At 70.8% G+C, this 25,240-nt stretch carries 19 protein-coding genes; 10 read left to right on the top strand and 9 right to left on the bottom strand.

Annotated elements, in window-relative coordinates; translation table 11 throughout:
- Window positions 1-94 precede the first annotated feature (94 nt).
- Together ACGFIV_RS10955 and ACGFIV_RS10950 are read right to left on the bottom strand one after the other, a co-directional pair.
- Window positions 95-352 carry a DUF3039 domain-containing protein gene (locus ACGFIV_RS10955; RefSeq protein WP_358551528.1) on the bottom strand — a complete coding sequence of 86 codons (258 nt, stop codon included), beginning with the start codon at window positions 350-352 and terminating at the stop codon, window positions 95-97.
- A gap of 138 nt (window positions 353-490) precedes the next feature.
- On the bottom strand, window positions 491-2,062 hold the full coding sequence (locus ACGFIV_RS10950) for a DHA2 family efflux MFS transporter permease subunit (protein ID WP_358551530.1): 1,572 nt from the start codon (window positions 2,060-2,062) through the stop codon (window positions 491-493).
- A 137-nt stretch (window positions 2,063-2,199) separates the two neighbouring features.
- Between ACGFIV_RS10950 and ACGFIV_RS10945 the strand changes: the two genes are divergently transcribed.
- Window positions 2,200-2,862 (top strand): TetR family transcriptional regulator, encoded by a 663-nt coding sequence (locus ACGFIV_RS10945; protein WP_358551532.1) that lies wholly within the window; start codon window positions 2,200-2,202, stop codon window positions 2,860-2,862.
- Here ACGFIV_RS10945 and ACGFIV_RS10940 read toward each other — a convergent pair.
- Window positions 2,805-3,383 (bottom strand): YqgE/AlgH family protein, encoded by a 579-nt coding sequence (locus tag ACGFIV_RS10940; RefSeq protein ID WP_358551534.1) that lies wholly within the window; start codon window positions 3,381-3,383, stop codon window positions 2,805-2,807. The genes ACGFIV_RS10945 and ACGFIV_RS10940 overlap by 58 nt on opposite strands.
- 184 nt (window positions 3,384-3,567) lie before the next feature.
- Between ACGFIV_RS10940 and ACGFIV_RS10935 the strand changes: the two genes are divergently transcribed.
- Complete coding sequence (locus ACGFIV_RS10935) at window positions 3,568-4,263, top strand: hypothetical protein (RefSeq protein ID WP_358551536.1); 696 nt, start codon at window positions 3,568-3,570, stop codon at window positions 4,261-4,263.
- A 33-nt stretch (window positions 4,264-4,296) separates the two neighbouring features.
- Here ACGFIV_RS10935 and ACGFIV_RS10930 read toward each other — a convergent pair whose 3' ends face one another.
- Window positions 4,297-5,706: an NAD-dependent malic enzyme gene (locus tag ACGFIV_RS10930; protein WP_358551537.1), complete on the bottom strand. Its 1,410-nt coding sequence runs from the start codon at window positions 5,704-5,706 to the stop codon at window positions 4,297-4,299.
- Window positions 5,707-5,935: 229 nt separating this feature from the next.
- On the bottom strand, window positions 5,936-6,895 hold the full coding sequence (locus ACGFIV_RS10925) for a tetratricopeptide repeat protein (protein ID WP_358551538.1): 960 nt from the start codon (window positions 6,893-6,895) through the stop codon (window positions 5,936-5,938).
- A gap of 369 nt (window positions 6,896-7,264) precedes the next feature.
- Between ACGFIV_RS10925 and ACGFIV_RS10920 the strand changes: the two genes are divergently transcribed.
- On the top strand, window positions 7,265-8,791 hold the full coding sequence (locus ACGFIV_RS10920) for a S8 family serine peptidase (protein ID WP_358551540.1): 1,527 nt from the start codon (window positions 7,265-7,267) through the stop codon (window positions 8,789-8,791).
- Window positions 8,792-9,054: 263 nt separating this feature from the next.
- Window positions 9,055-10,770 (top strand): S8 family serine peptidase, encoded by a 1,716-nt coding sequence (locus tag ACGFIV_RS10915; protein WP_392833955.1) that lies wholly within the window; start codon window positions 9,055-9,057, stop codon window positions 10,768-10,770.
- Between the two features lie 82 nt (window positions 10,771-10,852).
- Here ACGFIV_RS10915 and ACGFIV_RS10910 read toward each other — a convergent pair whose 3' ends face one another.
- Entirely contained in the window at window positions 10,853-11,374 is a 522-nt protein-coding gene (locus ACGFIV_RS10910; RefSeq protein WP_392834162.1) for a MarR family winged helix-turn-helix transcriptional regulator, read from the bottom strand.
- A 353-nt stretch (window positions 11,375-11,727) separates the two neighbouring features.
- On the opposite strand from ACGFIV_RS10910, the gene ACGFIV_RS10905 reads away from it, so the two are divergent.
- Window positions 11,728-13,374: a hypothetical protein gene (locus ACGFIV_RS10905; RefSeq protein WP_358551546.1), complete on the top strand. Its 1,647-nt coding sequence runs from the start codon at window positions 11,728-11,730 to the stop codon at window positions 13,372-13,374.
- A 36-nt stretch (window positions 13,375-13,410) separates the two neighbouring features.
- A complete protein-coding gene (locus tag ACGFIV_RS10900) occupies window positions 13,411-14,100 on the top strand; it encodes a DUF4230 domain-containing protein (RefSeq protein ID WP_358551548.1) in 690 nt (229 codons plus the stop codon).
- 137 nt (window positions 14,101-14,237) lie between these two features.
- Here the strand turns inward: ACGFIV_RS10900 and ACGFIV_RS10895 are convergent, their stop codons facing one another.
- Window positions 14,238-14,795 carry a DJ-1/PfpI family protein gene (locus ACGFIV_RS10895; RefSeq protein WP_358551550.1) on the bottom strand — a complete coding sequence of 186 codons (558 nt, stop codon included), beginning with the start codon at window positions 14,793-14,795 and terminating at the stop codon, window positions 14,238-14,240.
- Window positions 14,796-14,873: 78 nt separating this feature from the next.
- On the opposite strand from ACGFIV_RS10895, the gene ACGFIV_RS10890 reads away from it, so the two are divergent.
- Both ACGFIV_RS10890 and ACGFIV_RS10885 read left to right on the top strand, forming a co-directional pair.
- Window positions 14,874-15,050 carry a hypothetical protein gene (locus ACGFIV_RS10890; protein ID WP_358551552.1) on the top strand — a complete coding sequence of 59 codons (177 nt, stop codon included), beginning with the start codon at window positions 14,874-14,876 and terminating at the stop codon, window positions 15,048-15,050.
- Window positions 15,047-16,282: an anhydro-N-acetylmuramic acid kinase gene (locus ACGFIV_RS10885; RefSeq protein ID WP_358551554.1), complete on the top strand. Its 1,236-nt coding sequence runs from the start codon at window positions 15,047-15,049 to the stop codon at window positions 16,280-16,282. The genes ACGFIV_RS10890 and ACGFIV_RS10885 overlap by 4 nt, the downstream gene beginning before the upstream one ends.
- Here the strand turns inward: ACGFIV_RS10885 and ACGFIV_RS10880 are convergent.
- A complete protein-coding gene (locus tag ACGFIV_RS10880) occupies window positions 16,266-20,003 on the bottom strand; it encodes a family 78 glycoside hydrolase catalytic domain (protein WP_358551556.1) in 3,738 nt (1,245 codons plus the stop codon). The two genes, ACGFIV_RS10885 and ACGFIV_RS10880, sit on opposite strands and share 17 nt — an antisense overlap.
- A gap of 961 nt (window positions 20,004-20,964) precedes the next feature.
- On the opposite strand from ACGFIV_RS10880, the gene ACGFIV_RS10875 reads away from it, so the two are divergent.
- Both ACGFIV_RS10875 and ACGFIV_RS10870 read left to right on the top strand, forming a co-directional pair.
- Entirely contained in the window at window positions 20,965-21,576 is a 612-nt protein-coding gene (locus ACGFIV_RS10875) for a hypothetical protein (RefSeq protein ID WP_392833948.1), read from the top strand.
- A 117-nt stretch (window positions 21,577-21,693) separates the two neighbouring features.
- Window positions 21,694-24,021: a M48 family metalloprotease gene (locus ACGFIV_RS10870; protein WP_358551560.1), complete on the top strand. Its 2,328-nt coding sequence runs from the start codon at window positions 21,694-21,696 to the stop codon at window positions 24,019-24,021.
- On the opposite strand, the gene ACGFIV_RS10865 is transcribed toward ACGFIV_RS10870, so the two are convergent.
- A complete protein-coding gene (locus tag ACGFIV_RS10865) occupies window positions 24,018-25,226 on the bottom strand; it encodes a hypothetical protein (protein ID WP_392833944.1) in 1,209 nt (402 codons plus the stop codon). The two genes, ACGFIV_RS10870 and ACGFIV_RS10865, sit on opposite strands and share 4 nt — an antisense overlap.
- Between the last annotated feature and the right edge of the window lie 14 nt (window positions 25,227-25,240).

The following is a 25,240-nucleotide window of genomic DNA, read 5'->3' as shown; positions in this document are numbered from 1 at the left end:
ACGGCAACCGTGCGCCGCACCATGCACTCCCCCGTTGTTCCTGGTCGGAGTGCTGACGGTAGCTTCAGTGGCGCCGATCAGCCGGGAGCAACACTCATTTGCCGTCGCCCGGTTGGCCGCCCAGCGGGAGCCCTTCGTAGATCTCTTTGCACTCGGGGCACACGGGATACTTCTTGGGATCGCGGCTGGGCACCCACACCTTGCCGCAGAGAGCCCTGATCGGCGTGCCGGTCACCATGCTCTCAGTGATCTTGTTCTTGTCGGCGTAGTGCGAGAACCGCTCGTGGTCCCCCTCGTCGCCATGCGAGAGGTTCGGGCGCACTTCGCTCTCGGGAAGGATCTTCGTGCTCACGACATCCGAGTCTACGTGCGCGCGGGCGCGCTCAGGCTGACGAACGCCTCACTCATGACGGTACGGCCCGCGCGAAGGGCGCGAGCCGTACCGGACGACACCAGTGCCGGGCCGGAAGAGAGCGGCCCGTACGGGCGGTCAGCCCACGTGGACGGGGGCGTCCTCGACCTTGCGGCCCGCCTTGACGAACAGGCCCAGGATGGCCGCGACGACGGCCACCGCCACGGCCACGCCGAAGCCGAAGTGCATGCCGTCGAGGAAGGACAGGTGCGCGGCCTGCGTGATCGCGTCCGCGACGGGCTTGGCGGCCCCCGGCGGCACGGGCGCCACGCCGAGCGCGACGAGGTCCTTCATCGCGTCGACCTGGGCGCCGGTGGCCGGCATCTTGACGTCGGCCAGGTGGCCGGGCAGGACGTCCGCCACCTTGGCGGTGATCAGCGCGCCGAGCACGGCGGTGCCGAGCGAGCCGCCCACCTGCATGGCGGACTGCTGCATGCCTCCGGCGACGCCGCTGAGCTCCACCGGCGAGTTGCCGACGATGACCTCGGTGGCTCCCACCATGACCGGCGACAGGCCGAAGGCGAGCAGCGCGAACGGGATCGCGGTGTCCACGTACCCGGCGTCGATCCCGAGGCGGGAAAGCAGGAACATCGAGGTGGCGGTGATGAGCATGCCCGCGGCGATGGGCACCCTCGGGCCGAACTTGCTCAGCGCGAAGCCGGCCAGGGGCGAGGCGACGATCATGCCGGCGCTCATCGGGAGCATGCGCATGCCCGACTCCAGAGGGGACAGGCCGTGCACGCCCTGGAAGAAGAACGTGAGGAAGAACATCGCGCCGAACATCGAGAAGGCCATGAGCACCATCAACGCGGTGCCGATGGACACCGAGGCGTTGTGGAACAGGCTGAGCGGCAGCAGCGGCTCGGCCGCCTTGCGCTGCCAGAAGACGAAGGCGGCGCCAAGGACCACGGCGCCGGCGACGAACGCGATCGTCTTGGCGTCCCCCCAGCCGTAGCCCGGCGCCTTGATGATCGCCCACACCAGGCAGAACATGGCCCCCGACAGCAGGACCACGCCCGGAATGTCGATCTTCGACAGCGACTCGGCCTTGCTCTCCTTGATCACCCACAGGCCGACGATCAGCGCGACGATGCCGACCGGCACGTTGATGAAGAAGACCGACTGCCAGCTGACGTTCTCCACCAGCAGGCCGCCGACGATGGGGCCCGCGGCGCTCGACACGCCGATCGCCGCACCCCAGATGCCGATCGCCATGTTGAGCCGCTCGGCCGGGAACGCCGCGCGGAGCAGGGCGAGCGCGGCCGGCTGGAGCAGCGCGCCGAACAGGCCCTGGAGCACGCGCAGGGCGATCAGCACGCCGATGGACGAGGTGAGGCCGATGGCCAGCGAGGTGAGGGCGAAACCGGCGATGCCGACGATGAAGACCCTCTTGTGCCCGAAGAGGTCACCGAGCTTGCCCGCGGTGATGAGAAAGACGGCCAGCGCGAGCAGGTAACCGCTGGTGATCCACTGAAGGTCCGAGAGCGATGCCCCCAGGTCCTTGCCGATCACCGGGTTGGCGATGGCGACGACGGTGCCGTCGAGCATTACCATGATCACGCCTAAAGCGACCGCGAGCAGCGTCAGCCACGGATGGCCGTGGCCACGTCGAGCCGTCGCGTCTGGTGGCGCGGCCAGCGCTTGTGCCATGGAAAGGTCCCCCTGTTTCGATGAGTGGTCAGCAACCGGTAATTTATGTCAGTCCATGACAGATGACAAACTCTTTTATACGACAGATGGTGACTTGTGGCAGAATGTGAAGTGAACGTTTCTAGGAGGTGTCCGGCATGGGTCTTCGGGAGCGCAAGAAGCACCAGACCCGGCTGGCTCTGACCGACGCCGCCTTCGATCTGTTCCTGGCCCAGGGATACGAAGCCACCACCGTCGACCAGATCGCCGCGGCCGTGGACGTCTCACCGCGCACGTTCTTCCGCTACTTCGGCAGCAAGGAGGACCTCGCGCTCGACTTCACCGTCGAGTACAACGAACTCATCACCGCCGCCCTCGCGGCCCGGCCCGACGACGAGCCCCCGCTGGCGGCCCTCGTTCAGTCCTTCCGCGAGTTCATCCACACGATGGAGAGGACCGCCGAGGAGGACACCGAGCGGTTCCTCAAGCACAGGCAGGTGATCGACGGGAACCCCGCACTGCTGGCCACGAGCTTCGCCCGCATGTCCGAGACCGAGAAGCTGCTCACGGTCGAGATGGCCCGTCGCCAGGGTACGGATCCGGCGACCGACCCGCGACCCCGCCTGCTTGTGGGCTTCATCACATCGGCGATCCGCGTCGGCTTCGAGTGCTCGGTCGGCGGGGCCGCCCACCTCGCCACCCTGGTCGCCAACGTCGACAGGGCCCTGACCCTCGCCGAGCGCGCGCTGCGCCCCGGCTGGGATCAGTTGAGCTTGGGGTCGTCCGGGCAGGTCGCCACGAAGGCCAGCTCGCCGGGCTGACGGCGCAGCACCGACCGCCAAAGGTTCGAGGGCCGCGAGTCGAAGGTGTCACCGGGCTCGGCCTCCACGACGTACCACGAGCCCTCGCGGATCTCGGCCTCCAGCTGGCCGGCCGTCCAGCCCGCGTACCCCGCGAAGATGCGCATCTGCGTGATCTCACCGGCGAGGATCTCGGGGGGAGCGTCCAGGTCGACCGTGCCGAGTTTGGAGACCGCCGAGGTGCCCGCGTGCAGCCTTCGCCACCCGAGAGGCTCCTCCCCGCTCGGCACCGAGGCCAGGGCCAGCGCGCTGTCGGTCTGGACAGGGCCCCCCTCGAAGAGCACAGGGGGCCCGCTCACGAGCGAGTCCCACGATGGGAGCACCTGGGTCACGGTGACCTCGCTCGGCCGGTTGAGCATGACGCCGAGGGTCCCTCCGTCTTCGTCGTGTTCGAGCACCAACACGACACCGCGCCGGAAATTCGGATCGTCCAGCAGTGGCGTCGCCACCAGCAGCCCGCCGACGTAGATCGCCTCCGCCATGCATCCATCATGACGCGTGATGCCCCAAACGCGCGCCTGACCCCCATGAGAGACGGCTTTCACCTCGCCTTATGTTACTCATGGCGATCAAGTGGGAACTCTCCGTGTCAGAGATCACCCGCTGGAGGATCAGTTTGCGGAATCCGCGCCGCGCAGAGAGCCGCGAAGCGAAGGGAGGGCCCGAATGACCCGCCTGATACTGGTGGCGCTGATGGCGGTCGGCGCCGCCGTCGGCGTCCCCGCGGCCCGCACCTCACACGCCGCCGGCACAGCCGGGGACGACCGTGACGGGGGCGACGGGCGCGTCGACGTCGCCGTCTCCCGGGTCGAGTGTCCCGCGAGCAGGGCCAACGTCGTCATGACCGCCCCGCGCGACCACGGCACCGTGGAGTACTCCGTCTACCGGGGCAACACCCTGGTGCGCAACGGCCTGCTGTGGCCGGGCGTCGAGCGCACCATCCCCGTCTACGTCGAACCGCGCTCCACCGAGCGCATCGGGGTCACCCTGGCCGACCAGGGCACCACGAGGTACCAGGTCTGGTCGCGCTGTGAGACCGGCGAGGAGTCCTACGGCGAGTACCGCGAGTCGGTCTACAGCGAGAGCAGCGGGGACAGCGACGAGCGGCAGAGCGGCGAGCAGCATCACAACAGCCTTCGCGCCCACAGGTACAACCCTCTGCTCCGCGGGCAGCAGGCCCGCCACCTGCCCTACACCGGGCCGCCCGCCGATCTGTACGGCAAGATGGCGACCGCCGTGGGCCTGGTGGTCTTCGGCGGCATGCTGTGGTGGGTCGGCATGATCTGGCCGCGCCGCACGCCCGCCGAGCCGCTCATGCGCCCGCGCTCGCCGTACGGCCGGCGCCGCCACCCCGAGCTGTAAGGGGGGCACGGCACCGGTCCTACGCCTCCGTGCCTACGCCTCCGTGAAGCCCCGCACCTTGCCGCCGGCGGACTCCCGGACCGCCGCCGCGACCGCGCCCGCGACGTCGGGGTGGAAGACGCTCGGGATGATGTAGTTCGGCCCGAGCTCCTCCACCGACACGACGTTCGCCAGGGCGTTGGCCGCGGCCAGCAGCATGGCCTCGGTGACCATGCGCGACTGCGCGTCGAGCAGGCCGCGGAAGACGCCGGGGAAGGCCAGCACGTTGTTGATCTGGTTCGGGTAGTCGGACCGGCCGGTGGCGACCACCGCCGCGTGCTCCCTGGCGTCGTCGGGCGACACCTCGGGCTCGGGGTTGGCCAGCGCGAAGACCACCGCCCTGTCGGCCATGGTGGCGATGTCGTCGCCGTTGAGGATGCCCGGGGCCGAGACGCCGATGAACACGTCGGCGCCCTTCACCGCGCCCCGCACGTCACCGCCGTACCCCTCGGCGTTGGTGTTCTCGGCGATCCAGCGCAGCGAGTCGTCGAGGTCGTCGCGGCCCTTGTGGACCGCGCCCAGGTAGTCGCAGACGACGACGTTGCGCGCCCCCGCCGCCAGCAGCAGTCGCAGCACGGCCGTGCCCGCGGCTCCGGCCCCTGCCATCGCGATCTTCACATCGGGCAGCGCCTTGCCGACGACCCGCAGCGCGTTCGTCAGGGCGGCCAGCACGCAGATGGCCGTGCCGTGCTGGTCGTCGTGGAAGACGGGGATGTCGAGCAGGTCGCGCAACCGGCGTTCGATCTCGAAGCACCGCGGCGCCGAGATGTCCTCAAGGTTGATGCCGCCGAAGCCGGGCGCGATGCAGCGGACGACCTCCACGATGGTGTCGACGTCCTGCGTGTCCAGGCAGAGCGGCCAGGCGTCGATGCCCGCGAACCGCTTGAACAGGGCGGCCTTGCCCTCCATGACGGGCAGCGCCGCCGCCGGCCCGATGTTGCCGAGGCCGAGCACGGCGGACCCGTCGGTGACCACCGCGACAGTGTTGCGCTTGATGGTCAGGCGGCGGGCGTCCTCGGGGTTGCGGGCGATGGCCAGCGAGACCCGCGCCACACCCGGCGTGTACGCCATGGACAGCTCGTCACGGTTGCGCAGCGGCACCTTGGACTGCATCTCGATCTTGCCGCCGAGGTGCATGAGGAAGGTGCGGTCACTGACCTTGTGCAGGATGACGCCGTCGACGGCGTCGAGGCTGTCGACGATCGCCTGCGCGTGGTCGGTGTCCTTGGCCGCACACGTGACGTCGATGCGCAGCTTCTCGTGACCGGCATTGGTCACGTCGAGGGCGGTCACCACGCCGCCTGCGTTCTCTACCGCGTGGGTGAGCTGGCTGACGGCCTTGCCGCCCGCCGGCACCTCCAGACGGACGGTGATCGAGTACGACACGCTCGGCACGGTGGCCACGTCAATCCGCTCCTTTGCGGGTGCTTGTGGTCGCGCTCGCTCGGGTGCTCGATGTCGCGCATCCGGCTCGCCTGCTCCATATCGGGGATATCCATCGTGCCAGACCCGGCCGGGAGCTTCCGCCGTCCCGCGACAAAGGATCACAGTTCAGGCCCCCGCGGTGCGCGGCAGTGGCTCCCGTGCCCCGATGGGGCACGGGAGCCGTCGCATGCCGGAAGGAGTGCCCGGGTCAGAAAAGGGCGCTGGCGAGACCCCGGCGGGCCTTGGCGACGGAGGGGTCCCCGGCGGGGAGCGCGTCGAACAGGTCGAGCAGGCGACGGCGTACGCGGTCGCGGTCGTCGCCCGAGGTGCGGCGGACGAGCTGGACGAGCCGGTCGAACGCCTCGTCGACCCTGCCGCCGAGCATCTCGACGTCGGCCGCCTGGGTCTGCGCCTCGACGTCGGCAGGGCTCTCGGCGGCCCGGCGCATCACGGTGTCGGGGTCGAGGCCCTGGGTGCGGCGCACGAGCCCCACCCCGGCCAGGCCGATCTTGGCGTCGGGGTCGGCGGGGGCGCGGGCGAGCAGGCGTTCGTAGGCGGCGGCCGCGGCGTCGAGGTCGCCCTCGTCGATGGCCTTCTCGGCCGCGAGCAGGTCGGGGTCGGCCGCCGGCTGGGCCGGCTGGGCCTCCTGGCCCTCGGGCGCCTCCCCCTCGGGTGGGAGGTACTGCGCGAGCGCCTGCAGCAACTGGTCGAGCCATTGCCGCACCTGCGCCTCGGGGAGCGCGCCCTGGAAGCCGGTCACCGCCTGGCCCTGGAAGACGGCCAGCACGGTCGGGAGGCTCTGCACCTGCAGCGCGCCGCTGATCTGGGGGCTCGCGTCGACGTCGACCTTGGCGAGCACCCACCTGCCTGCCGCCTCGGCGGCGAGCTTCTCAAGGATCGGGCTGAGCTGCTTGCACGGCTCGCACCAGGTGGCCCACAGGTCGAGGACCACCGGGACGCGCATGGAGCGCTCGATCACCTCCGTGGCGAAGGTCTCGTCGGTGACGTCGATCACCACGGCGCCGCCCGGCGTGGCCGGGGCGCCTCCTGAAGCCGCCTGCGCCGCGGCCGCCTCACGACGGGCCTGGGCTTCCAGTGCCTGCTTGCGCGCGCCGAGGTCCACAGCCCCCTGCAACGATGCCGGTCGAGTGAAGTCCGCTGGGCTCATAGTCCAATCCTGCCGCATCCCGCGCGTGCTCCGGGTCGCGACGGTGCCACACGGGCTTGCGATCAAAATGTCACGCTTTGATCGCAAATTCGCCTGAATTTGCGGTTCGTCGGTGTGATCGCGAACGATTGGGCTCGCAAGGGTTCAACTCACATGGAGGTACGCGTGAGACGCGTCTTCGTCGTCACCGCGGCTGCAGCCGTGATCGCCGCGACAGCGGCAGTTCCGGCACAGGCCGTACCGGCACAGGCTGTCCGAACGACAGCCAGTCCCACGGCCACGACCGAGTTCGTCGTACTTTATAAGGAAGGGGTTGCCGCCGCGGACGCCCAGAGGGCGATCGAGGCGGCAGGGGGGACCGTCGTCAAGGTGAACACGGCCGTCGGCCTCGCCACGGTCACCACCGCGAACGAAGGATTCTTATCCGCGATCAAGGACAACCCCGTCATCGACGGCGTCGCCCGTGACCGCTCGATCGGGGGCGTTCCCAACGCCGGCCGGAAGGGCTTGAGCACAGGCACGTCCAGCCAGACGAGAGACGTCGGACTGGAGGTCCGCGAAAAGGGCGCCGTCAAGCGGGGCCGTAGCACCACCGCCGAGCCGCTCTCGGACCTTCAGTGGGACATGAAGCAGATCCACGCCGACGAGGCCCACAAGTACGAGCAGGGTGACCGCAGGGTGCTGGTCGGCATCCTCGACACCGGCGTCGACGGCTCGCACCCCGACATCGCCCCGAACTTCAGCCGATCCCTCAGCCGCAACTTCACCGTCGACATCCCCTACGACGCCAACGGAGACGTGCTCGACGGCCCCTGCGAGGAAGATCCCGACGGGTCCTGCTTCGACCCGAACGACGTGGACGAGGACGGGCACGGCACCCACCAGGCCGCCTCGGTCGCCGCGCCGATCAACAAGCTCGGCATCTCGGGCGTGGCGCCCAAGGTCACGATCGTGAACCTGCGCGTCGCCGGGGACGCGGGCTTCTTCTTCCTGCAGCCCACCGTGGACGCGCTCACCTACGCGGGCGACATCGGCGTCGACGTGGTCAACATGAGCTACTACCTCGACCCGTGGCTGTTCCACTGCACCGACAACCCCGCCGACTCGCCCGAGAACCGGCTGGAGCAGGCGACCATCATCAAGGCCACGCAGCGCGCCCTGAACTACGCCCACCGGCACGGCGTCACCCTGGTGTCCGGCGCGGGCAACATCGCCGCGGACTTCACCAAGGACTTCGTCGACACCCTCAGCCCGACGCCCCCCATGGTGCCCGGCCGGGCCCCCTACACACGCGACATCCCGGCGAGCTGCACGCAGCTGCCGAGCGAGGGCGAGCACGTGATCGCGGTGTCCGCGACCGGCGTCACCAAGCGCAAGGCCTACTACTCCAACTACGGCAACGGCTACATCGACCTGGCCGCCCCCGGCGGTGACGTCTACGACACCGCCGACAACAAGCGCGACCTCACCCTGGGGGTGCTGTCGGCCTATCCCAAGTCCGTCGCCATCGCCAACGGCGAGATCGACGCCGACGGGAACCCGACCGTGAACTACGTGGTCAAGGACTGCGCGGGCGCCACGTGCGGGTACTACGTGTACATGTCGGGCACCTCGGCGTCCTCGCCCCGCGTGGCCGGCGTCGCCGCGCTGATCGTCAGCAAGTACGGGCACCGCGACGGGCGGAACGGCATCACGCTCGACCCCGACACCGTCGAGCGGATCCTCACGTCCACGGCCGTCAAGACGCCCTGCCCGAACCCGGCCGCCTTCACCTACACCCGCCACCTGCAGAGCGGAGCCACCGTCACGACCACCCACACCTGTGAGGGGACCGCTTCGTCCAACGGCTTCTACGGCAAGGGCATCGTCGACGCCCTGCGCGCCGTCAGAGGATAACCGGCCTCAGCACGATCAAGGGGACCCGTCCCGCGAGGGGCGGGTCCCCTTCTCATTCGCGCCCACCGGTCCTCGTGCGACGCGAAGTCGCCCGCCGCCACCCTCATCGTGCGCATCCGGCGCGTGCTCATGGTCGCGACCGTGCCACACGGGCTTGCCATCGATATGTCACGCCTTTGTCGCAAATTCCCACGGAACTGTGATGCGGAGCAGTTATCGCGAACGATGGGCTCGGCATGAATTCAGCTCACTTGGAGGTGGGTGTGAGACGCGTCTTCGTCGTCACCGCCGCTGCAGCCGTGATCGCCGCGACCGTGGCAATTCCGGCACAGGCTGTCCGAACGACGGCCGACCCTGCGGCCGCGACAGGGTACGTCGTACTTTTCAAGGAAGGAGCCGCCGCTGAGGACGCCCAGAAGGCGATCAGGGCCGCAGGTGGAACCGTCGTCAAGGTGAACACGGCCGTCGGCCTCGCCACGGTCACCACAACGAACGCCGCCTTCTTATCCGCGATCAAGGACAACGCCGCGATCGACGGCGTGGCCCGCGACCGGATCATCGGCAGTGTCCCGAAGGCCGCGAAGACGGCGTTCGGAGCCCGGGCCACCGACCAGGCGAACGCCGTCGAGAAGGAGGGCCGCGAGCACGGAGCCGTCAAGCGGGGCCGCAACCCCAAGGCCGAGCCGCTGTCGGACCTTCAGTGGGACATGAAGCAGATCCACGCCGACGAGGCCCACAAGTACGAGAAGGGTGACTCCAAGGTGCTGGTCGGCGTCCTCGACACCGGCGTCGACGGCTCGCACCCCGACATCGCCCCGAACTTCAGCCGGTCCCTCAGCCGCAACTTCACCGTCGACGTCCCCTACGACGCCAACGGAGACGTGGTCGACGGGCCGTGCGAGGAGGAGCCCGACCAGTCCTGCAACGACCCGAACGACGTCGACGAGGGCGGGCACGGCACCCACGTGGCCTCCTCGATCGCCTCGCCGATCAACAAGCTCGGCATCTCGGGCGTCGCCCCCGGCGTGACCCTGGTGAACCTGCGCGCCGGCCAGGACTCGGGCTACTTCTTCCTGCAGCCCACCGTGGACGCGCTCACCTACGCGGGCGACATCGGCGTCGACGTGGTCAACATGAGCTACTACATCGACCCGTGGCTGTTCAACTGCACCGACAACCCCGCCGACTCGCCCGACAGCCGGCTGGAGCAGGCGACCATCATCAAGGCGACCCAGCGCGCCCTGAACTACGCCCACCGGCACGGCGTCACCCTGGTGGCCGCCGCGGGCAACCAGGCCGCCGACTACACCAAGGACTACCTCGACACCTCCAGCCCCGACTTCGCCAGTGTGCCCGGCCAGGCCCCGTACAGCCGGACCATCCCGTCGAGCTGCGTGTCCATGCCCACCGAGGGTGAGCACGTGATCTCGGTGTCCGCCACCGGCATCAGCAAGCGCAAGGCCTACTACTCCAGCTACGGAAACGGCTTCGTCGACATCGCCTCCCCCGGCGGGGACGTCTACGACACCCCGGACAACACGCGCGACATCACCAAGGCCACCCTGTCGGCCTATCCCAAGTCTCTCGCCATCGCCAACGGCGAGATCGACGCCGACGGGAACCCGACCGTGAACTACGTGGTCAAGGACTGCGCCGGCACGACCTGCGCGTACTACCAGTACCTGCAGGGCACCTCGATGGCCTCGCCCCGCGCGGCCGGCGTCGCGGCGCTGATCGTCAGCAAGTACGGGCACCGCGACGGGCGGAACGGCAAGACGCTCGACCCCGACACCGTCGAGGCGATCATGAAGGGCACGGCCACCAAGACGTCCTGCCCGAACCCGCCCGCCTACACCTACACCCGCATCCTGCCCACCGGCCCGACCGTCACGGCCACCCACACCTGTGAGGGGACCACGCCGTCCAACGGCTTCTACGGCAAGGGCATCGTCGACGCCCTGCGCGCCGTGCGCCTGTGACCCGGCTCAATCCGGTACGGAGGGACCCATCCCCGCGGGGGGTGGGTCCCTTCCGGTGTTGAGGAGCCGCGCCGGACCGGGGTCATTCGGGGGCGGGCTCGAAGTCGCCGGCGGCCACCCTGATTGTCCGCATGAGGCCGAACATGTCGGCGAGGTCGGCCTCGCCGTACATCGTCATGCAGAAGTCGGCGGCCATGAGGTCGGCGGTCGCCCGGCTCACCGCCTCGCGCCCCTTGTCGGTGATCTCGGCGAGCACCCCGCGCCCGTCTTTCGGGTTGCGCATGCGGCGGACGAGCCCCGCGCGCTCCAGGCGGTCGACGGTGTTGGTCACGCTCGTCGGATGCACCATGAGCCGCTCGCCGATGCGCGACAGGGGCAGCGCGCCCGTCTTGCTGAACGTCAGCAGCACCAGCGCCTCGTAGCGGGCGAACGTCAAGTCATGCGGTCTGAGCAGCGTGTCCAGTTGCCCGAGCAGGATCTGGTGCGCTCTCATGATCGATGTGACGGCCGCCATGGCAGATGACGGCCCGAAACGGACACGCCACGTTTCGGCGGCGCGCTCAATGGGGTCGAACGGCAAGTTAAGCGGCTTCGGTACACCGATGGACACAACGCTACGCTAGCGCCTGCCCCGAGCTCTGACGCAGGGTGACTGAGTCTCATGGGTTACCCAAGAAGCGGGACGACAAACATCACGCTCCGTTATGGTGTTCATGTCAAGAGGTGAGGCGCGGCAAAGCCTGGTCCAAAGCATGGGGAAAGCCGCGCCGTGCGACACGAGGCGCGGCTATGCGATCCCGTGGACGCACGGCGTGGCGGGTTGGATCGGGCACGGGGTGCCAGGGGGCCGGCACCAGTGCCGTCAGCGCCGCTCATCCAGGCACGGGGGGTCCTGAATGAAGATCATTAGTGCAGCCGCACGGGCGGCGTGGCCGTATTTCCGGCCCACGCGGGACCGTGCTTGAGCAGAGGGGCGTTTCACGCGAGGAGCTGAAGCACAGCGCGCTGGTGGCGGTAGGAATACTGCTCGCGCTGGGCCTGCTCGCCGCCTGGAGCGTCCTTGTCCCGGGCATTTCCGCATGGGAGAACATCGTCGTCGCGGTCATCGGCTCGCTCCGGCTGACCGGTCCCGTCGCCGCCGCGTTCGCCGCGTGGGTGGCGGTGCGCAAGCGGCGCGCGTTGCGCGGCAGGCTGCTCGGCACCTGGCAGGTGCTGAGAGCCCCGCTGGCGATCCTGGTGGTCGTCGTGGGGGCCTTCGGCGCGACCGTGACACTGCTGGCGATGAAGGCCGTCCTGACCGAGCAGGCGGGCCATCTGGCGCCCACCGGGCTCGCCGTGGGGGCCGCGGGTCTGGCCCTCTACGCGGTGATCGGGTGGGTCACGGGCTGGGCCCTGCCCTGGACCGGCACTCCACTGCTGGCGGGGGTCGCCTGCTACGGCCTGTTCACGCCGCTGGCCGGTGGCTCGGCCTGGGCGAGCCGGCTGGCGCCGAGCACGTCCGAGCCGTACGACCCGTTCGAGGGGCTGAGCCCGGCCGCCTTCGAGAACCAGACGCTGTGGCTTCTCGGCGTCACCTCCGCCATCCTGCTCACCTGGACCGCGATCGTGACCCGGCGCGTCCTCGCGCTGACAGGGGCGATGGTGGCGGTCCTCGTGGCGGGTGCGGGCATGGCCCGGCTGCTGAGCGAGCCGCAGGCCGTCGCGGCCACCGAGCCGATGGTCTACAGCTGCCAGGAGTGGCCGATCACGGTCTGCGTGCATCCGGGGATGCGCAGCGGGCTCACGGAGCTGGGCGCCACCTTCACCACGATCGCCGCCCGCCTGACCGGCACGCCCGGCGCGTTCGCACGCGTCGAGCAGCGTCCACGGGACGACGACGGCGTGCCCGGACCCGGCGTGGTGCCCATCCACGTCGACGACCTGTCGCCGGGGTTCGCCTCGCGGGCCGCGGCGGAGTTCGTGGAACGGCTCGCGAGCCCGTGCGGGGACGGCCCCGCGGGCGGCTACCGCGCCATCGTGACGGCCTGGCTGCGCGGGGAGCCGCTGCCCAGCGGCCCACTGCCGGGTCACCAGGCGGCGGCGGCGTGGTTCTCCGCGCTGACGGAGAGCCAGCGCCGCGACTGGCTGCGCATGTTCTACACCGACTTCGCCACCTGCCGGCTGAAGGCGTCGCACTTCGGAGGGGTGGCGACCCAGCCGCTCCCCCGTCCCATGACCCGGGGGAGCGGCGGGCCTGCGACCTCCCCACCGGGAGACCAGACGGCCGGCGGCTACCCCGCCCAGTCCCCCGTCCCCGGCTCCCCCTACCCCACGATGCCAGGCCCTTCCGGGCCTCCGTCCGCGACCACATCCGGTCCCGGTACGTCCGATCCCGATACGTCCGGTCCAGGTACGTCCGGTCCCGGGGAGGAGCCGGCCACCGACGCCGGTGCGGGAACCGGCCGGCACTGGCGCCGGCCCGCCGGCCGTCCCGGCCCGGTGATCGCCCCGGGCGGGCGGGAGAGCTCCGCGATGGCCCCGGGCCGGCGCGGACTCGGCCTGCTGGGCCATCACCACAGGGGGCTGGCTCTCGGGTGCCACGCGGACTCCCGTTCCCGTACATGATGTGAGAAGACGCTCATCTCGGGAAGGAGAGTGCCCGTGAACCGCCAGACGTCGACCCCCCAGACGGCGGCGGCCGCGGAACCGGCTCGGCCCCGGTCCCGACGCGGCTGGCGCTACCTCGCGGGCTTCCTCACACTGCTGGTCCTCCTCTTCGTGGGCGCGAGGCTGACCTGGTCCTATCTCAACCCCTTCGGCGAGACGACGGTCGACCGCAGCCAGCCGGTGCTGCTCCAGTCGATCCAGAACATGAGCCGCTTCCAGGCCGCCAGCGGCAACTTCCAGGTCATCGTCGACCTGGAGAAGGACGCCGCCTTCCTGCCGGACGCCATCAAGGGCTCGCGCACCCTGTTCGTCGGCGCCGGCAGCGTGGACGCGTACGTCGACTTCTCCGCGATGGGCAAGGACGCGCTCACCGTCTCCCCCGACCGCACCGAGGTCACCGTACGGCTGCCGCGCGCGCAACTGGAGAAGACCAACCTCGACAACAAGAGATCCTACGTCTACGCCCAGGAGCGCGGCATCCTCGACCGCGTCCAGGGCATGCTGTCGAACTCCCCGCAGAACCAGCAGGAGCTCTACGTCCTGGCCGAACAGAAGATCGCCGAAGCCGCCCAGGCCAGCGACCTCCGCAACCGCGCCGACCAGAACACCAAGCTCATGCTCGAAGGCATGCTCAAATCCCTCGGCTTCAAGAAAGTGACGGTGAAGTTCGCCGACGAGCCCTGAGCCAACCTCGGAAGCGCACCGATCGCCCCTCCTGCGGGGCCCGCTGTGCTTCCTGCTTGAGTCCGTCGATCTTCGCGTCCTTGATGAACCCCTGGAGGCCCTCCGCGCGCTGGACCGCCGACAGCGGCCTCCGGCTCTCAGCCGGTCGCGCCACGGAGGATCTTCATGAAGGCGCGCATCCACGCCGGGTGGTCGGGCCAGGCACGTCCGGTGACGAGGTTGCCGTCCACGTGAGCCTCGCTGTCGACGAAGGTCGCGCCCGCCTGCTCGACATCCGGGGCACACGCCGGGTAGGCACTGGTCTCCCGCCCTTTCAGCACACCCGCCGCCGCCAGCACGATCGGCCCGTGGCACAGCGCCGCGATCGGCTTGCCGCTGCCCGCGAAGTGCCTGACGATCTCCAGGCAGTCGCGGTCGTTGCGGATGTACTCCGGCGCGCGTCCCCCTGGTACGACCAGCGCCACGTACTGCTCCGGGTCGACGTCCGCGAACGCGATGTCGGCCGCCCACGTGTGTCCCGGCTTCTCGGTGTAGGTGTCGAAGCCCTCGACGAAGTCGTGGACCACGAACTGGAGCTTCTTGGCGCTCGGAGCGGCGATGTCCACCTCGTACCCCTCCTCCAGTAGCCGCTGGTAGGGGTACATCACCTCCAGGTCCTCCGCCGCGTCACCTGTGACGATCAGCACCTTCGCCATCGTGTAACACCTCCGCGATCCGTGTCGCCTCGATCCTGACCATTCACGCGGCCGGGGTCAACGGCGAAGACGCAAGGCGTGTCCCTCGCGTCAGGGCCGCCGGCGGGTGTGCGGTCGTGGACGATGGTGCAGGTGCTGCGCATGTCCCTGTCATGGGCGGTCCTCACCGAGGCGTCGCTGAGCTTCCTCGGTGCCATGGCCCGCCTCGTCGCGAGCAGCGGCCGGCTTCGGGTCGCACTCGGAGAACAGTCATGAGAATCCTCGGAATGATTTCCGGCACGTCCCACGACGGCATCGACGCGGCCCTGGTCGGCTTCGGCGAGGCCGGCGGCACGCTCAGAGGGGTGGTCGAGTACACGGCGAGCACGCCCTACCCGGCCGAGCTCCGCGCCCGCCTCATCGAGGCGCTCCCCCCGGCGGCGACGACCCTGGCCGAGATGTGCGAGCTCGACACCCTCATCGGGCAGAGCTTCGCCGAGGCCGCCGCCACGGCGATCGCGGAAGCCGGTGCGGTCGACCTCATCGTCTCCCACGGCCAGACCGTGTTCCATTGGGTCGAAGGCGCGCACGCCCTCGGCACCCTGCAGATCGGCCAGCCCGCCTGGATCGCCGAGCGCACGGGGACGCCGGTGCTCTCTGACGTGCGCATCCGCGACATCACGGCCGGCGGCCACGGCGCTCCGCTGGTCTCCCTGCTCGACGCCCTCCTGCTCGCGGGCCACGAGGGCACCGCCGCCGCGCTCAACCTGGGCGGCATCGCGAACATGACGCTGGTGCGCGGCGCCGGCGACCTCGTCGCCCACGACATCGGCCCCGCGAACGCGCTCATCGACGCCGTCGTGGTGGGCTACGGGCTCAGCGAGCCCGGGTTCGACGAGGGTGGGCGGATCGCCGCCTCGGGAACGGTCGACGAGCGCCTTCTCACCGTCCTGCTCGACGACCCCTACTACCGGCGGCCCGCCCCCAAGAGCACGGGCAAGGAACTCTTCCACCTGGCCTACGTCGAGGACGCGATGGCGAGGGCCGGCAGCAGGCCCGGCGCGGCCGACCTCGTGGCGACCCTCACCGAGCTCACCGTGCGTACGGTCGCGGGCGACCTGACGGCGGGCGGCGCGGACCTCGTCGTCGCCTCCGGGGGCGGGTGCCGCAACCCGGTGCTGATGGACGGCCTGCGCCACGCCCTTCCCGGCGTGACCGTCGCGCTCTCGGACGCGTACGGCGCCCCCGCCGACGACAAGGAGGCGATCGCCTTCGCCCTCATCGGCTGGCACACCATGCACGGCCTGCCGGGAACCGTTCCCGCGGGTACGGGCGCACGGGCCGCCCGCGTGCTCGGCACTCTCACTCCGGGTGCGGGACCGCTCGTCCTTCCCGCCCCGGCCACCGAGGCTCCCGGCGCGCTCACGCTGACCCCTCGGCACACGGGGCAGGAGGCGGGAGCACCGGTTGCCTCGGTACGGAGGCCATCGGTCAGGCGGGGGCGGTGAAGGTGTAGGTGCCCGCGCCGAGTTGGAAGGTCGCCGCGCCGTCCGTGTAGCCCATCGGCGCCGCCTGAGGAGGTGCGGTCACCGCCGAGGACGACGGAGCCGGGACCCGGATGGCGGCGGTGGCGTTGGCCGGGATCTCCACCCGCAGCGTCAGCGTTCCACCGGTGATGGACCAGTCGCTCAGCGCCCTGCCGTACGGTGTGCGCAGGTCGGCCTTGCCGGAGGTGAGGCCGCCGCCCGGCCGGGGCGCGATGGTGATCCGGCGGTAGCCGGGATCGCGGGCATCGGGGCCGACGCCGCCCACCGAGCGGTACAGCCAGTCGCCCACCGAACCGAGACCGTAGTGGTTGAAGGAGTTCATGCCGGGATCCTGCAGGGAGCCGTCGGTCCGGATGCCGTCCCAGCGCTCCCAGATGGTGGTGGCGCCGCGGCTGTTCATGTAGCCCCAGCCGGGGTAGCCGGGCTGCAGCAGGACCTGGTAGGCGGTGTCGAGGTGGCCGTGGTCGGCCAGCACGGGCAGGAGGTTCTCGACGCCGAGGAAGCCCACGCTGAGGTGGCCGCCGCTCGCCGCCACCTTGGCCGCGAGCTTGTCGGCGACGGCCTGCACCCGGGCGTCGGGCACCAGGCCCAAGGCCAGCGCGAGGACGTAGCCGGTCTGGGTGTTCCCGGACACGGTGCCGTCCGCTGCCACGAACCTGCTGGTGAACGCCTGCGCCACCTGGTCGGCGAGCGTGCCGTACGTGGCGGCGTCCGAGGTCCGCCCGGTCGCGGCGGCCATCCGCGCGAGCAGCCGGGCGCTGTGGCCGAAGAACGCCGTGGAGATCAGATCGTTGGCGGTGTTGTCGTTGACGTTGAGCCAGTCGCCGTAGGTGTCCTGGTTGCGGATCAGGTCGGACCCCGCCGTGCTCCTGGAATAGTCGACCCAGCGCTTCATCGCGGTGAAGTGCTCGTCGACGACCCGCACGTCCCCGTAGCGCTGCCACACGGTGTACGGGACGATGACGCCCGCGTCCGCCCAGCCCGCCTTGCCCGCCCCGCAGCAGACGTCGGGCGCCACGTCGGTGAAGGCGCCGTCCGCGTGCTGGGCGTCGGCCAGGTCGTCGGCGAACTTGTCGAGCAGCCCGTACACGTCGAAGTTGAAGGTCGAGGTGGCGGCGAAGATGCCGATGTCGCCCGTCCAGCCCAGCCGCTCGTCACGCTGCGGGCAGTCGGTCGGGACCGAGAGCATGTTGGAGCGCGCTCCCCACAGGATGTTGTGCTGGAGCTGGTTGACCAGGGCGCTGGAGGAGGTGAAGGTTCCTGTCGCCTGGCCGCCGGTCCACGCGGCGAGCCCCGTGACGCTGGCGGTCGTGGGGGTGCCGGGGAAGCCGGTGAGCTCGACGTAGCGGTAACCGTGGACGGTGAACCTCGGCTCGTACACCTCGTCGGCGCCTGTCCCCGCGAGGGTGAAGCGGTCGGTCGCGCGGGCCGCGCGCAGGTTGGCGGTGTAGATGGTGCCGTCGGAGTTGAGCACCTCGGCGTGGCGCATCGTCACCGTGGCGCCCGCCGCTCCTCGCACGCGCAGCCGGTTCCAGCCCGCGAAGTTCTGTCCCAGGTCGAGGACCCACACGCCGGGCTTGGGCTGGGTCACCGACACCGGGGTGATGTTCGCCTGCACGGTGACGCCGGGATCGACGGCGGCGACGAGGCGCGGCTTGGCGCCGCCGCGTACCGTGACCGGGGCCCAACCGGCGTCGTTGTACCCGGCCGTGTCCCATCCCGCGCGGACGGCCCGCGCGTCGTACTCCTCGCCCTGGTAGAGGTCGTCCACGCTGATGGGGCTCGGCGCCGTGCGCCACGACGAGTCGGTGCGGACGGTCTGCGTGGTGCCGTCGGTGAAGCGCACGCGAAGCTGGGCGGAGTACGACGGCCGGCTGCCGTACTTCTGGCTTCCGGCGAAGCCTATGGAGCCGGAGTACCAGCCGTTGCCGAGCAGCGCGCCGAGGGCGTTGTCACCCTGACGCACCATGGAGGTCACGTCGTAGGTGCGGTAGGCCAGGCGCTTGTTGTAGTCGGTCCAGCCAGGTGCCAGCGCCTCGGTGCCGACCTTCGCCCCGTTGAGGCGGGTCTCGTGCAGGCCCAGAGCCGTGACCATCAGGCGCGCGGAGGCCACCGGCTTGCCGAGGGCGAACCCCTTGCGGAGGTACGGCGCGGGCTCCGCCACCATGACGTTCGAGCTCCACGGCCCGGAGCCGTAGGCGGCGGCGACACGGGCGGTGGGCCAGCCCGAGTCGTCGAACCCCGCGTCCTGCCAGCCGGACGGCGCGGTCTGCGCGGCCTTCCACCCGGCGTCGGTGACGAGCCTGGTCGTGCCCGCTCCCGCAACGTCGACCTCCAGCGCGGCGATCACCCCGGCCGGGGAGACGGTGGTGTTCTGCGCGGAGATCGCGAGGGTGTTGGCACCCGCACGCAGCCGGGCCGCGACGTCCACGACGGCCGCGGTCTTCCAGGAGTCGACGGCCCTCGGCGAGGAGCTGACCTGCGTTCCGTTCACCCACACGTCGGCGGTGTCGTCACCGGTGACGGTGAGCCTGGCCCGGGTGATCGTCCCGGCGGGCAGCGTGAGCACGCGCCTGAGGAACCGGGTGCCCAGGGGCGCGCTCGACGCCGGGTCACCCTCGGGGTACCAGATCCAGCTCGCCCCTGCCAGGGCGGGCGCGCCTGACGGAGCACCGACGAAGTCGGCCTGCCACTCGGCCGACGGGTCGAGCAGCCCGGTCTCGAACCAGGTGACCGGCCCCCAGCCACCGGCCCTGCCCTGGGTGTCCCAGACCCGCACCCGCCAGTAGTAACGCGTGCCGGACGCCAGCGCTCCGCCGGCGTAGACCGCGTCCACGGACCGGCCGGAGACCACCCGGCCGCTGTTCCAGACGTCACCGGTGCCGGACTGGGCGGCGGACTCCGTGGAGGCGACGATGATCTGGTACGCCGCCTGGACCTGCTCGCCCGAGCCTCCGGTGAGCTGCCACCCGAAGCGAGGGCCGGCCACGTCGATGCCGATGGGGGTGGGCCGCCGTTCGGCGGTGGGGGCGCCGACGGTCAGCGGCGAGGCCGCGGACAGGTCGGGAGCCGCCACACCGGTGCCCCAGGGAGCGGCTCCGTAGGTGCCGGAGACCGCCGCCGCGGGCCAGGACCCGTCGGCGAACCCCGGCTCGATCCAGCCGGGGGTGACCGTGCTCGCGGCCTTCCAGGCGCCGTCGGTGACCAGGTCGACCGTGCCTCCCGCGGTGGTCACCCTGAGCCTGGCGATCACGCCCGCCGGGCCCGCCGAGGTGTTGCGCGCCGCTATGGCGATCGTGTTCGCGCCGGCGCGTACGGCAGGCGCCAGGTCGACGTACAGCGCCTGCTGCCAGGAGTCGGTCCTGCGGGGCGAGCCGGCGAGCGGCACGCCGTTGAGCCAGACGTCGACCGTGTCGTCACCGGTGACCACGAGCTGGGCGTCGCCGACGGCGCCTGAGGGGACGGTGAAGGCGCGGCGCAGGTAGCGGGTGCCGGCCGGGGCGGACTGGCTCGGGCTCCCTTCGGGGTACCAGATCCAGGCCGCGCCCGACAGGTCGACGACGGCGGCGGCCTGGGCGGCCGTCGATCCTGCGGGGATGGGGCCGAGGAGCAACGCGACCAGGGCCAGGACGGCGGTCGCCAGCTTGCGTAGCCGGTGTGGACGAGCGGATGTGGGGGGCATGCCGACTCTCCTGGAGATCCGTGGGGGTACGGAACAGGTGGATCAGTGGCTGGTAAAACGGTTTAAGCAGAGGCGACCTTCGTGGACCGCCATGCCGGGACTCCGGCCCGCTGGGAAGAATGCCGGGGCTCCGGGCTCTGACGTCGCCTCGCGAACGCTGCCGTGGTGGGACCACGGCGCCGGCAGGTGAACACGCGCATGCTCGCCTTGCCGACCATGAGCCCTCCAGGGGCAGCCCACTCAAAAACGTTTTAATATCGAGAGGACGATAAAACAGCCGGCCCCGGCCGTCAATAGCGATTTGACGTCCGGTCCTGACCATCCGAAGACAGACGGTCGATTCCGCGAGCGGCCCGTTTCACCGCGCGCCTCGCACAACCCGGCGCCCTTGCCGGCCGGGCCAGGCCACGCTCGGCGTCGCGCCGGCGAGGCATCCGGGATGCCTGCCGCGTACGGGCGCCTACGCGGATGGGTTCCCCGTGCCCCAGAGGATCGGCGCCTGGTTACAAGAGCGATAGCGAAAGCCAGATGAGCCCCGGCACCCTGTAAGTAGCGATTTTTCCTGACTGGAGTTGATGACGCCGCCTGAAACCCCGACCCCGGGAGCGGGATCAAGGGCTCACGACTAGAAGCGGACAGCCAGAACATTCGGTCACTTTTGGGCATATTGGCATGGTTTCGATGACTTTCGACTGAGTGTCGTCGCTGCGCAATGGCACCGCCCGACCGGCCGCCATGCACGGCGACCTCCCTCACATATTGACAACTCGGTAAAGATCAGCACTCTCCCCTAAGTCATGATAAATCCGGCCTTAGCTGGTTCCCGAAGGGCATCGCCATCCACCGGAATGCCCATCGGAATCCAGGCGCGGAAATCCAATCATTTGATGGGGTTGAACCGTTCCAGAGCTGACATCATCGCCGTGCGCTCGTGCCCCCGCTCCGGCTCTGGAGGACACCGATGAAGAAGAGGCTGATCACCCTAGGCACCCTGATCGCACTGAGTCTCGTGACGGCACTGGTCGCCCCCGCGTCGGCGGCGCGGGCCTCGGCGGCGAAGGTCTTCCGGGGCCGGGCCACCGTGACCCTGGAGAGCTACGACTACTGCGGCAGCGGCGGCGGCCGCCTGACCGGCCGCACCTCCTACACGACCTCCGCGCAGTTCAGCACAGGCCCACGCAAGACCTACGGCGGCTACATCGAGCGCAACCCGTTCACCTGGCTGTTCTACGTCGGGTCCATCGGCGCGACCGGATCGTTCCAGGTCGGGTGGGCGGCGGTGGCCAAGCCTCCGGGTGTGCTGCTCAACTACTGGACCAGCTCCTACAGCGGTGGCAGGTTCTCCGGACGCCTCGTGGCCTCGCACGCCGACAAGTCGACGACCTACAACACCTTCTTCGGCCAGCAGGATCTGATCCCCTGTCGTTCCGGCCTCGGGACCATCCCCATGGTCTACGCGCTCCAGACCGGCACCCGCATCAGCGGCACGATCGGGAGCAGCCGGGCCCGCCTGACGCTGACCGGCGCGACAAACGAGGGCTTCTATGCCTTCCGTGTCGACTTCTCGGGCTGACCTCACGCGGCGCGCCGTCCCGATGACCGGGGCGGCCCGCCGCGCACGAGGCGAACTCCCGGCGGCCGCGCCCCTCACGGGCGACCTCTCTTGACGGATTCACAAACGGACTCACACATGGCAGGCTCCCCCGACACCGTCGCCACCTGGTCCCGGCGCATCGCCGAGCGGGTCACCCCCGCGGAGGCCACGTCCGCCGAGCGGATCGCCGCCGCCTACCTCGCGGGAGGCAGGCGCCGCCGCGACCTGCTGCGGGCCGCGACGGGCGCGGAGCCCGGAGGCTTCGGCGGGGCTCTCGGCCCCGGCGAGCTCCCGGTCATCCTGGACGGCCTCCGCTACCTCGCCGACCACCTGCTCGGCCTCGCCTCCGGTCACCCGCTGGCCGAGTTGCTCGCGCTCCTGGTCCTGCGCGGGATCACGGGGGCCGCGTCGCAGGACGAGAACGCCGCCGAACCGGGGAGCCCGCCGCGAGAGGAGAACTCCGCCGGACCGGAGCTCGATCGCGTGATCGGGGCGTTCGGCGACCGCCTTCGAGCCCAGGGGGTCGCCCCCGACCGCGCCCGGGAGCTCACCTACGACACCCTCAAGCTGGTCTTCCAGCACGATCGCGACACGCCCGAGATCGAGGCGTTCCTCCGGGCTCTCGCGGGCAGCCCTCCCGCCGCGCCGCTGAGGGGCGGCCCGCCGCCCGTGCACCTTCCCGCCGTCCGTGGCGACTCCACCGGATGGATGCTGCCTCCCTGGCTCTGGTTCTACCTCCTCGGCGTCACCGCCCCATCCGTACCTGGGCTCGTGGAGGGCTTCCAGGCCGACACCGACGGCATGCCCGCGCTGGTCGCGGCCCTGGCCTCCGGTGCGCAGCGGGCGGCCGTCGCCCTGCTCACCGGAACGGGCCTCCTGGAGTTCTTCCCCGCCGCCCTCCTGTTCGCCGGCATCGCGGGCGTCCTGTTCCCCGGCCTGCGCGGGCGGTGGGCCGAGCGGCGGCACCACCTGGAGCCGAGCGGCGATCCGGTGATCGAGGAGATGTCCGCGTTCGTACGGCGCCACGCCTCCGCGATCGAGCTCCGGCTCGGCGAGCGCCACGATCGGACGGCCCGCGTCCACCCCGTCGGCCGGCGGGAGGCGCGTATCGCCGTCTATCCCCCTCTCCTGCGCCTGTGGCATGACGATCGGGAGGCGGCTCAGGCCGTACTGCTCCACGAGGTGGCCCACCTGCGGCAGGGCGACCATCTGATCGTCGGCCTCGCCGGCCCGTTCGGATGGTTCGTCCGGGTGTGGAGCGTGATCCTCCTCGCCCTCGTGGTGGTGGTGTCCGCGTTCTCGCTGCTCGCCGGGGGGTACGAAAGCTCCGCGTTGCTCGCCTCCCTGCTCCACGACGCGGCCTTGATCCCCATCGGGCTGATCCTTCCCGTGGCGGGTCTCTGGGTCGCCGAGCTCAGCGCCGACCGCTTCGCGCTGCACGAGGCGGGACCGGACGCGCTGCGCCGCGCCCTCGGCCCCGTACGAAGCCGTCGCCTGATCGGCAGGATCCTCGACGGCCTCACGCACCCGCCGCTTCGCCTGCGGCTGTGGGCCACCGGCCCGCGCCCCGGCGCCGCCGTCGCCCTCGCCGCCCTGTGGCCCGCCGCGGTGGTCGTCCGGATCGGCGCCATAGCGGTCTTCGCGCTGCTCACGTACCTGCTGACCGGGTACTCGCTCGGCGACGCGTTCGGCTCGGTGGCGCGCGATCTGCGGGCCGATCTGGCGTCCGCCCAGGCGACGCTGTTCGAGATGATCGTCCTGCTGGTCAACTGGCCGATTCTCGCGCCGTTGTGGATGAGGATCTGGACCTCCGTACGTACCGTCCGGCAGCGTTTCGCGCCCTATCTGCTGTCGGCTCTCATCCCGGGGGCCCTGGTGACAGGGGGTCTGACGGCGGGGGGCCCGTCGGCGGGAACGGTCGCGGGGGCCGTCCCCGCCGCCACGGGCGTGCCCCTCCCCACGGCGGGCGCACCCTCACCCCTACGGACCGGCCCGGTCGACGACCGCCCGTGGGACGGCCGTCCGCTCCCCGTCGAGATGCGGATCACGGCCTTCACCCCGCTCATCCAGCGGTCGGGGCCATCGGAGTGGAAGGGCATCGCGGCCGGCTGGCTCGGAAGCGGCGTATGGCGGGCCGAGCAGGACGGGCGGCTGACGTTCTCCACCCTGGCGAACCGTCCGGGCCTGCGACCGGGGGCGGGCCACTGGCTGCGCGCGGACGAAAGGATCACCTTCTGGCTGGCCGTCGAGCTGGACGTGCAGGGCGCGACCGTGACCACCGAGATCGGCGGCGACGTGGACCTCACCCGGAAGCCGGCCGTCATGAACGCCCAGTGGGCCCCCGCGAGCACGGACCTCGCCGCCCTCATGTCGGCCCCAGCTCTGGAGTTCACCGCCCCACTGGACCTCTCCACCACTCCCTAGCTCACCGGTGCGTGGATCCAGCACGGTTCGGAGAAGTCCTTGTCGGGGACCCTGGCGACGGTCCGCTCGAAGCGCCAGCCGGGGTCGCCCGCGAATGCCGTCTTCACCGAGCTGAGGTAGAGCCCCTCCGAGACGATCACGATGTGGTGGCCGGGAGCGCCGGCCAGGGCCGCCTTGGCCTCCGCGCAGTCGCGCAGCCGGTGCGCCCGTACCACCCCGTCGCCGCCGAACCCGTTGACCTCCGGGTAGACCATGTCCTCGTCCAGCGCGATCCGCACCCGCACCGCGTACTCGGGCCGCACGTGGCGGTTGGCCTCCGCCAGCTCGCTCGCCAGCTCGCGCAGGAACCGGCGGATCACCCTCGGCTCGTCGATGCCGGGGGGCATGACGATCAGGTGGCCGTCGCCCTGCTCCTGGCGGCCGCATTCGCCCGGGGCGACCTGCGTGGCGGAAAGGGCCAGGTCGAGGACCCGCACCAGGACGGCCTGCACCCTCCCCTGCTCGGCCGCGTCGCGTTTGCTGTACCCCTCGACGTCGACCGTGACGCACATGCGCCGGGCGCCACGGCGTGCGGGCGCCTCGCGGGCCGCCGGACCCGGCGGACCCGGCGGCGAGACCGCCGGGAAGGTGTCGTCCGGCAGGCTGAGCACGAACGGCACGGGCTCCCGGGTCGTGACGGGAACGTCGACGCCAAGCTCGGTGTCGGCGAGCCTCGCCGACACCCCGATCGTCCCGGTGAGCGACGTGGTGCCCTGGGGCACCTCCAGCAGCACTCTGGCCACGCGGCTCCCCTCGACGAGGGAGGCGCCCGGCGCGGGGCGGATCCGCCAGCGGAAGTCGCCCCGGCCGTCCCCGAACGTGGTCAGGGTGCCGAGAGCCTCGGGGTCGTCGTAGCGGACGGCGGTGAGCTGCCGCGCGACCACGTCACCGTCGTCCAGCGCGACCTCGAAGACGGCCTCGACGTAGCCGAGGCCCGGCGCAGCCTCCTCCAGGTCGAAGGGGAACAGCACCTGCGTGTAGGACCACCCCCCGGCGGCGCGCGCCGCCGCCACCTCGGGCGGCAGGTCGCCGGGCCGTACGGCGACGACCATGGGACGGCCGAGCACGGCCCCCGCCTCACGGGTGAACCGCGTGCCCGCGCCCTGGAGGGTCTCCTCGGCGACCAGGTCGACCCGTGCCTCCACCGCGTACCCGGGGTCGGTCACTTGATACCTCCCAA

The organism is Sphaerisporangium sp. NPDC049003 (genome assembly GCF_043197795.1).
Taxonomy (GTDB): Bacteria; Actinomycetota; Actinomycetes; order Streptosporangiales; family Streptosporangiaceae; genus Sphaerisporangium.
Note: the sequence above shows the minus strand (reverse complement) of the source record. Positions and strands in the feature narration are given on the sequence as shown.

Bases quoted from the DNA above. Each gene is read 5' to 3' on its own strand.
- ACGFIV_RS10950 (WP_358551530.1), bottom strand. From the start codon at position 2,062: ATGGCACAAGCGCTGGCCGCGCCACCAGACGCGACGGCTCGACGTGGC.
- ACGFIV_RS10945 (WP_358551532.1), top strand. From the start codon at position 2,200: ATGGGTCTTCGGGAGCGCAAGAAGCACCAGACCCGGCTGGCTCTGACC.
- ACGFIV_RS10940 (WP_358551534.1), bottom strand. From the start codon at position 3,383: ATGGCGGAGGCGATCTACGTCGGCGGGCTGCTGGTGGCGACGCCACTG.
- ACGFIV_RS10935 (WP_358551536.1), top strand. From the start codon at position 3,568: ATGACCCGCCTGATACTGGTGGCGCTGATGGCGGTCGGCGCCGCCGTC.
- ACGFIV_RS10925 (WP_358551538.1), bottom strand. From the start codon at position 6,895: ATGAGCCCAGCGGACTTCACTCGACCGGCATCGTTGCAGGGGGCTGTG.
- ACGFIV_RS10895 (WP_358551550.1), bottom strand. From the start codon at position 14,795: ATGGCGAAGGTGCTGATCGTCACAGGTGACGCGGCGGAGGACCTGGAG.
- ACGFIV_RS10885 (WP_358551554.1), top strand. From the start codon at position 15,047: ATGAGAATCCTCGGAATGATTTCCGGCACGTCCCACGACGGCATCGAC.
- ACGFIV_RS10880 (WP_358551556.1), bottom strand. From the start codon at position 20,003: ATGCCCCCCACATCCGCTCGTCCACACCGGCTACGCAAGCTGGCGACC.
- ACGFIV_RS10875 (WP_392833948.1), top strand. From the start codon at position 20,965: ATGAAGAAGAGGCTGATCACCCTAGGCACCCTGATCGCACTGAGTCTC.
- ACGFIV_RS10870 (WP_358551560.1), top strand. From the start codon at position 21,694: ATGGCAGGCTCCCCCGACACCGTCGCCACCTGGTCCCGGCGCATCGCC.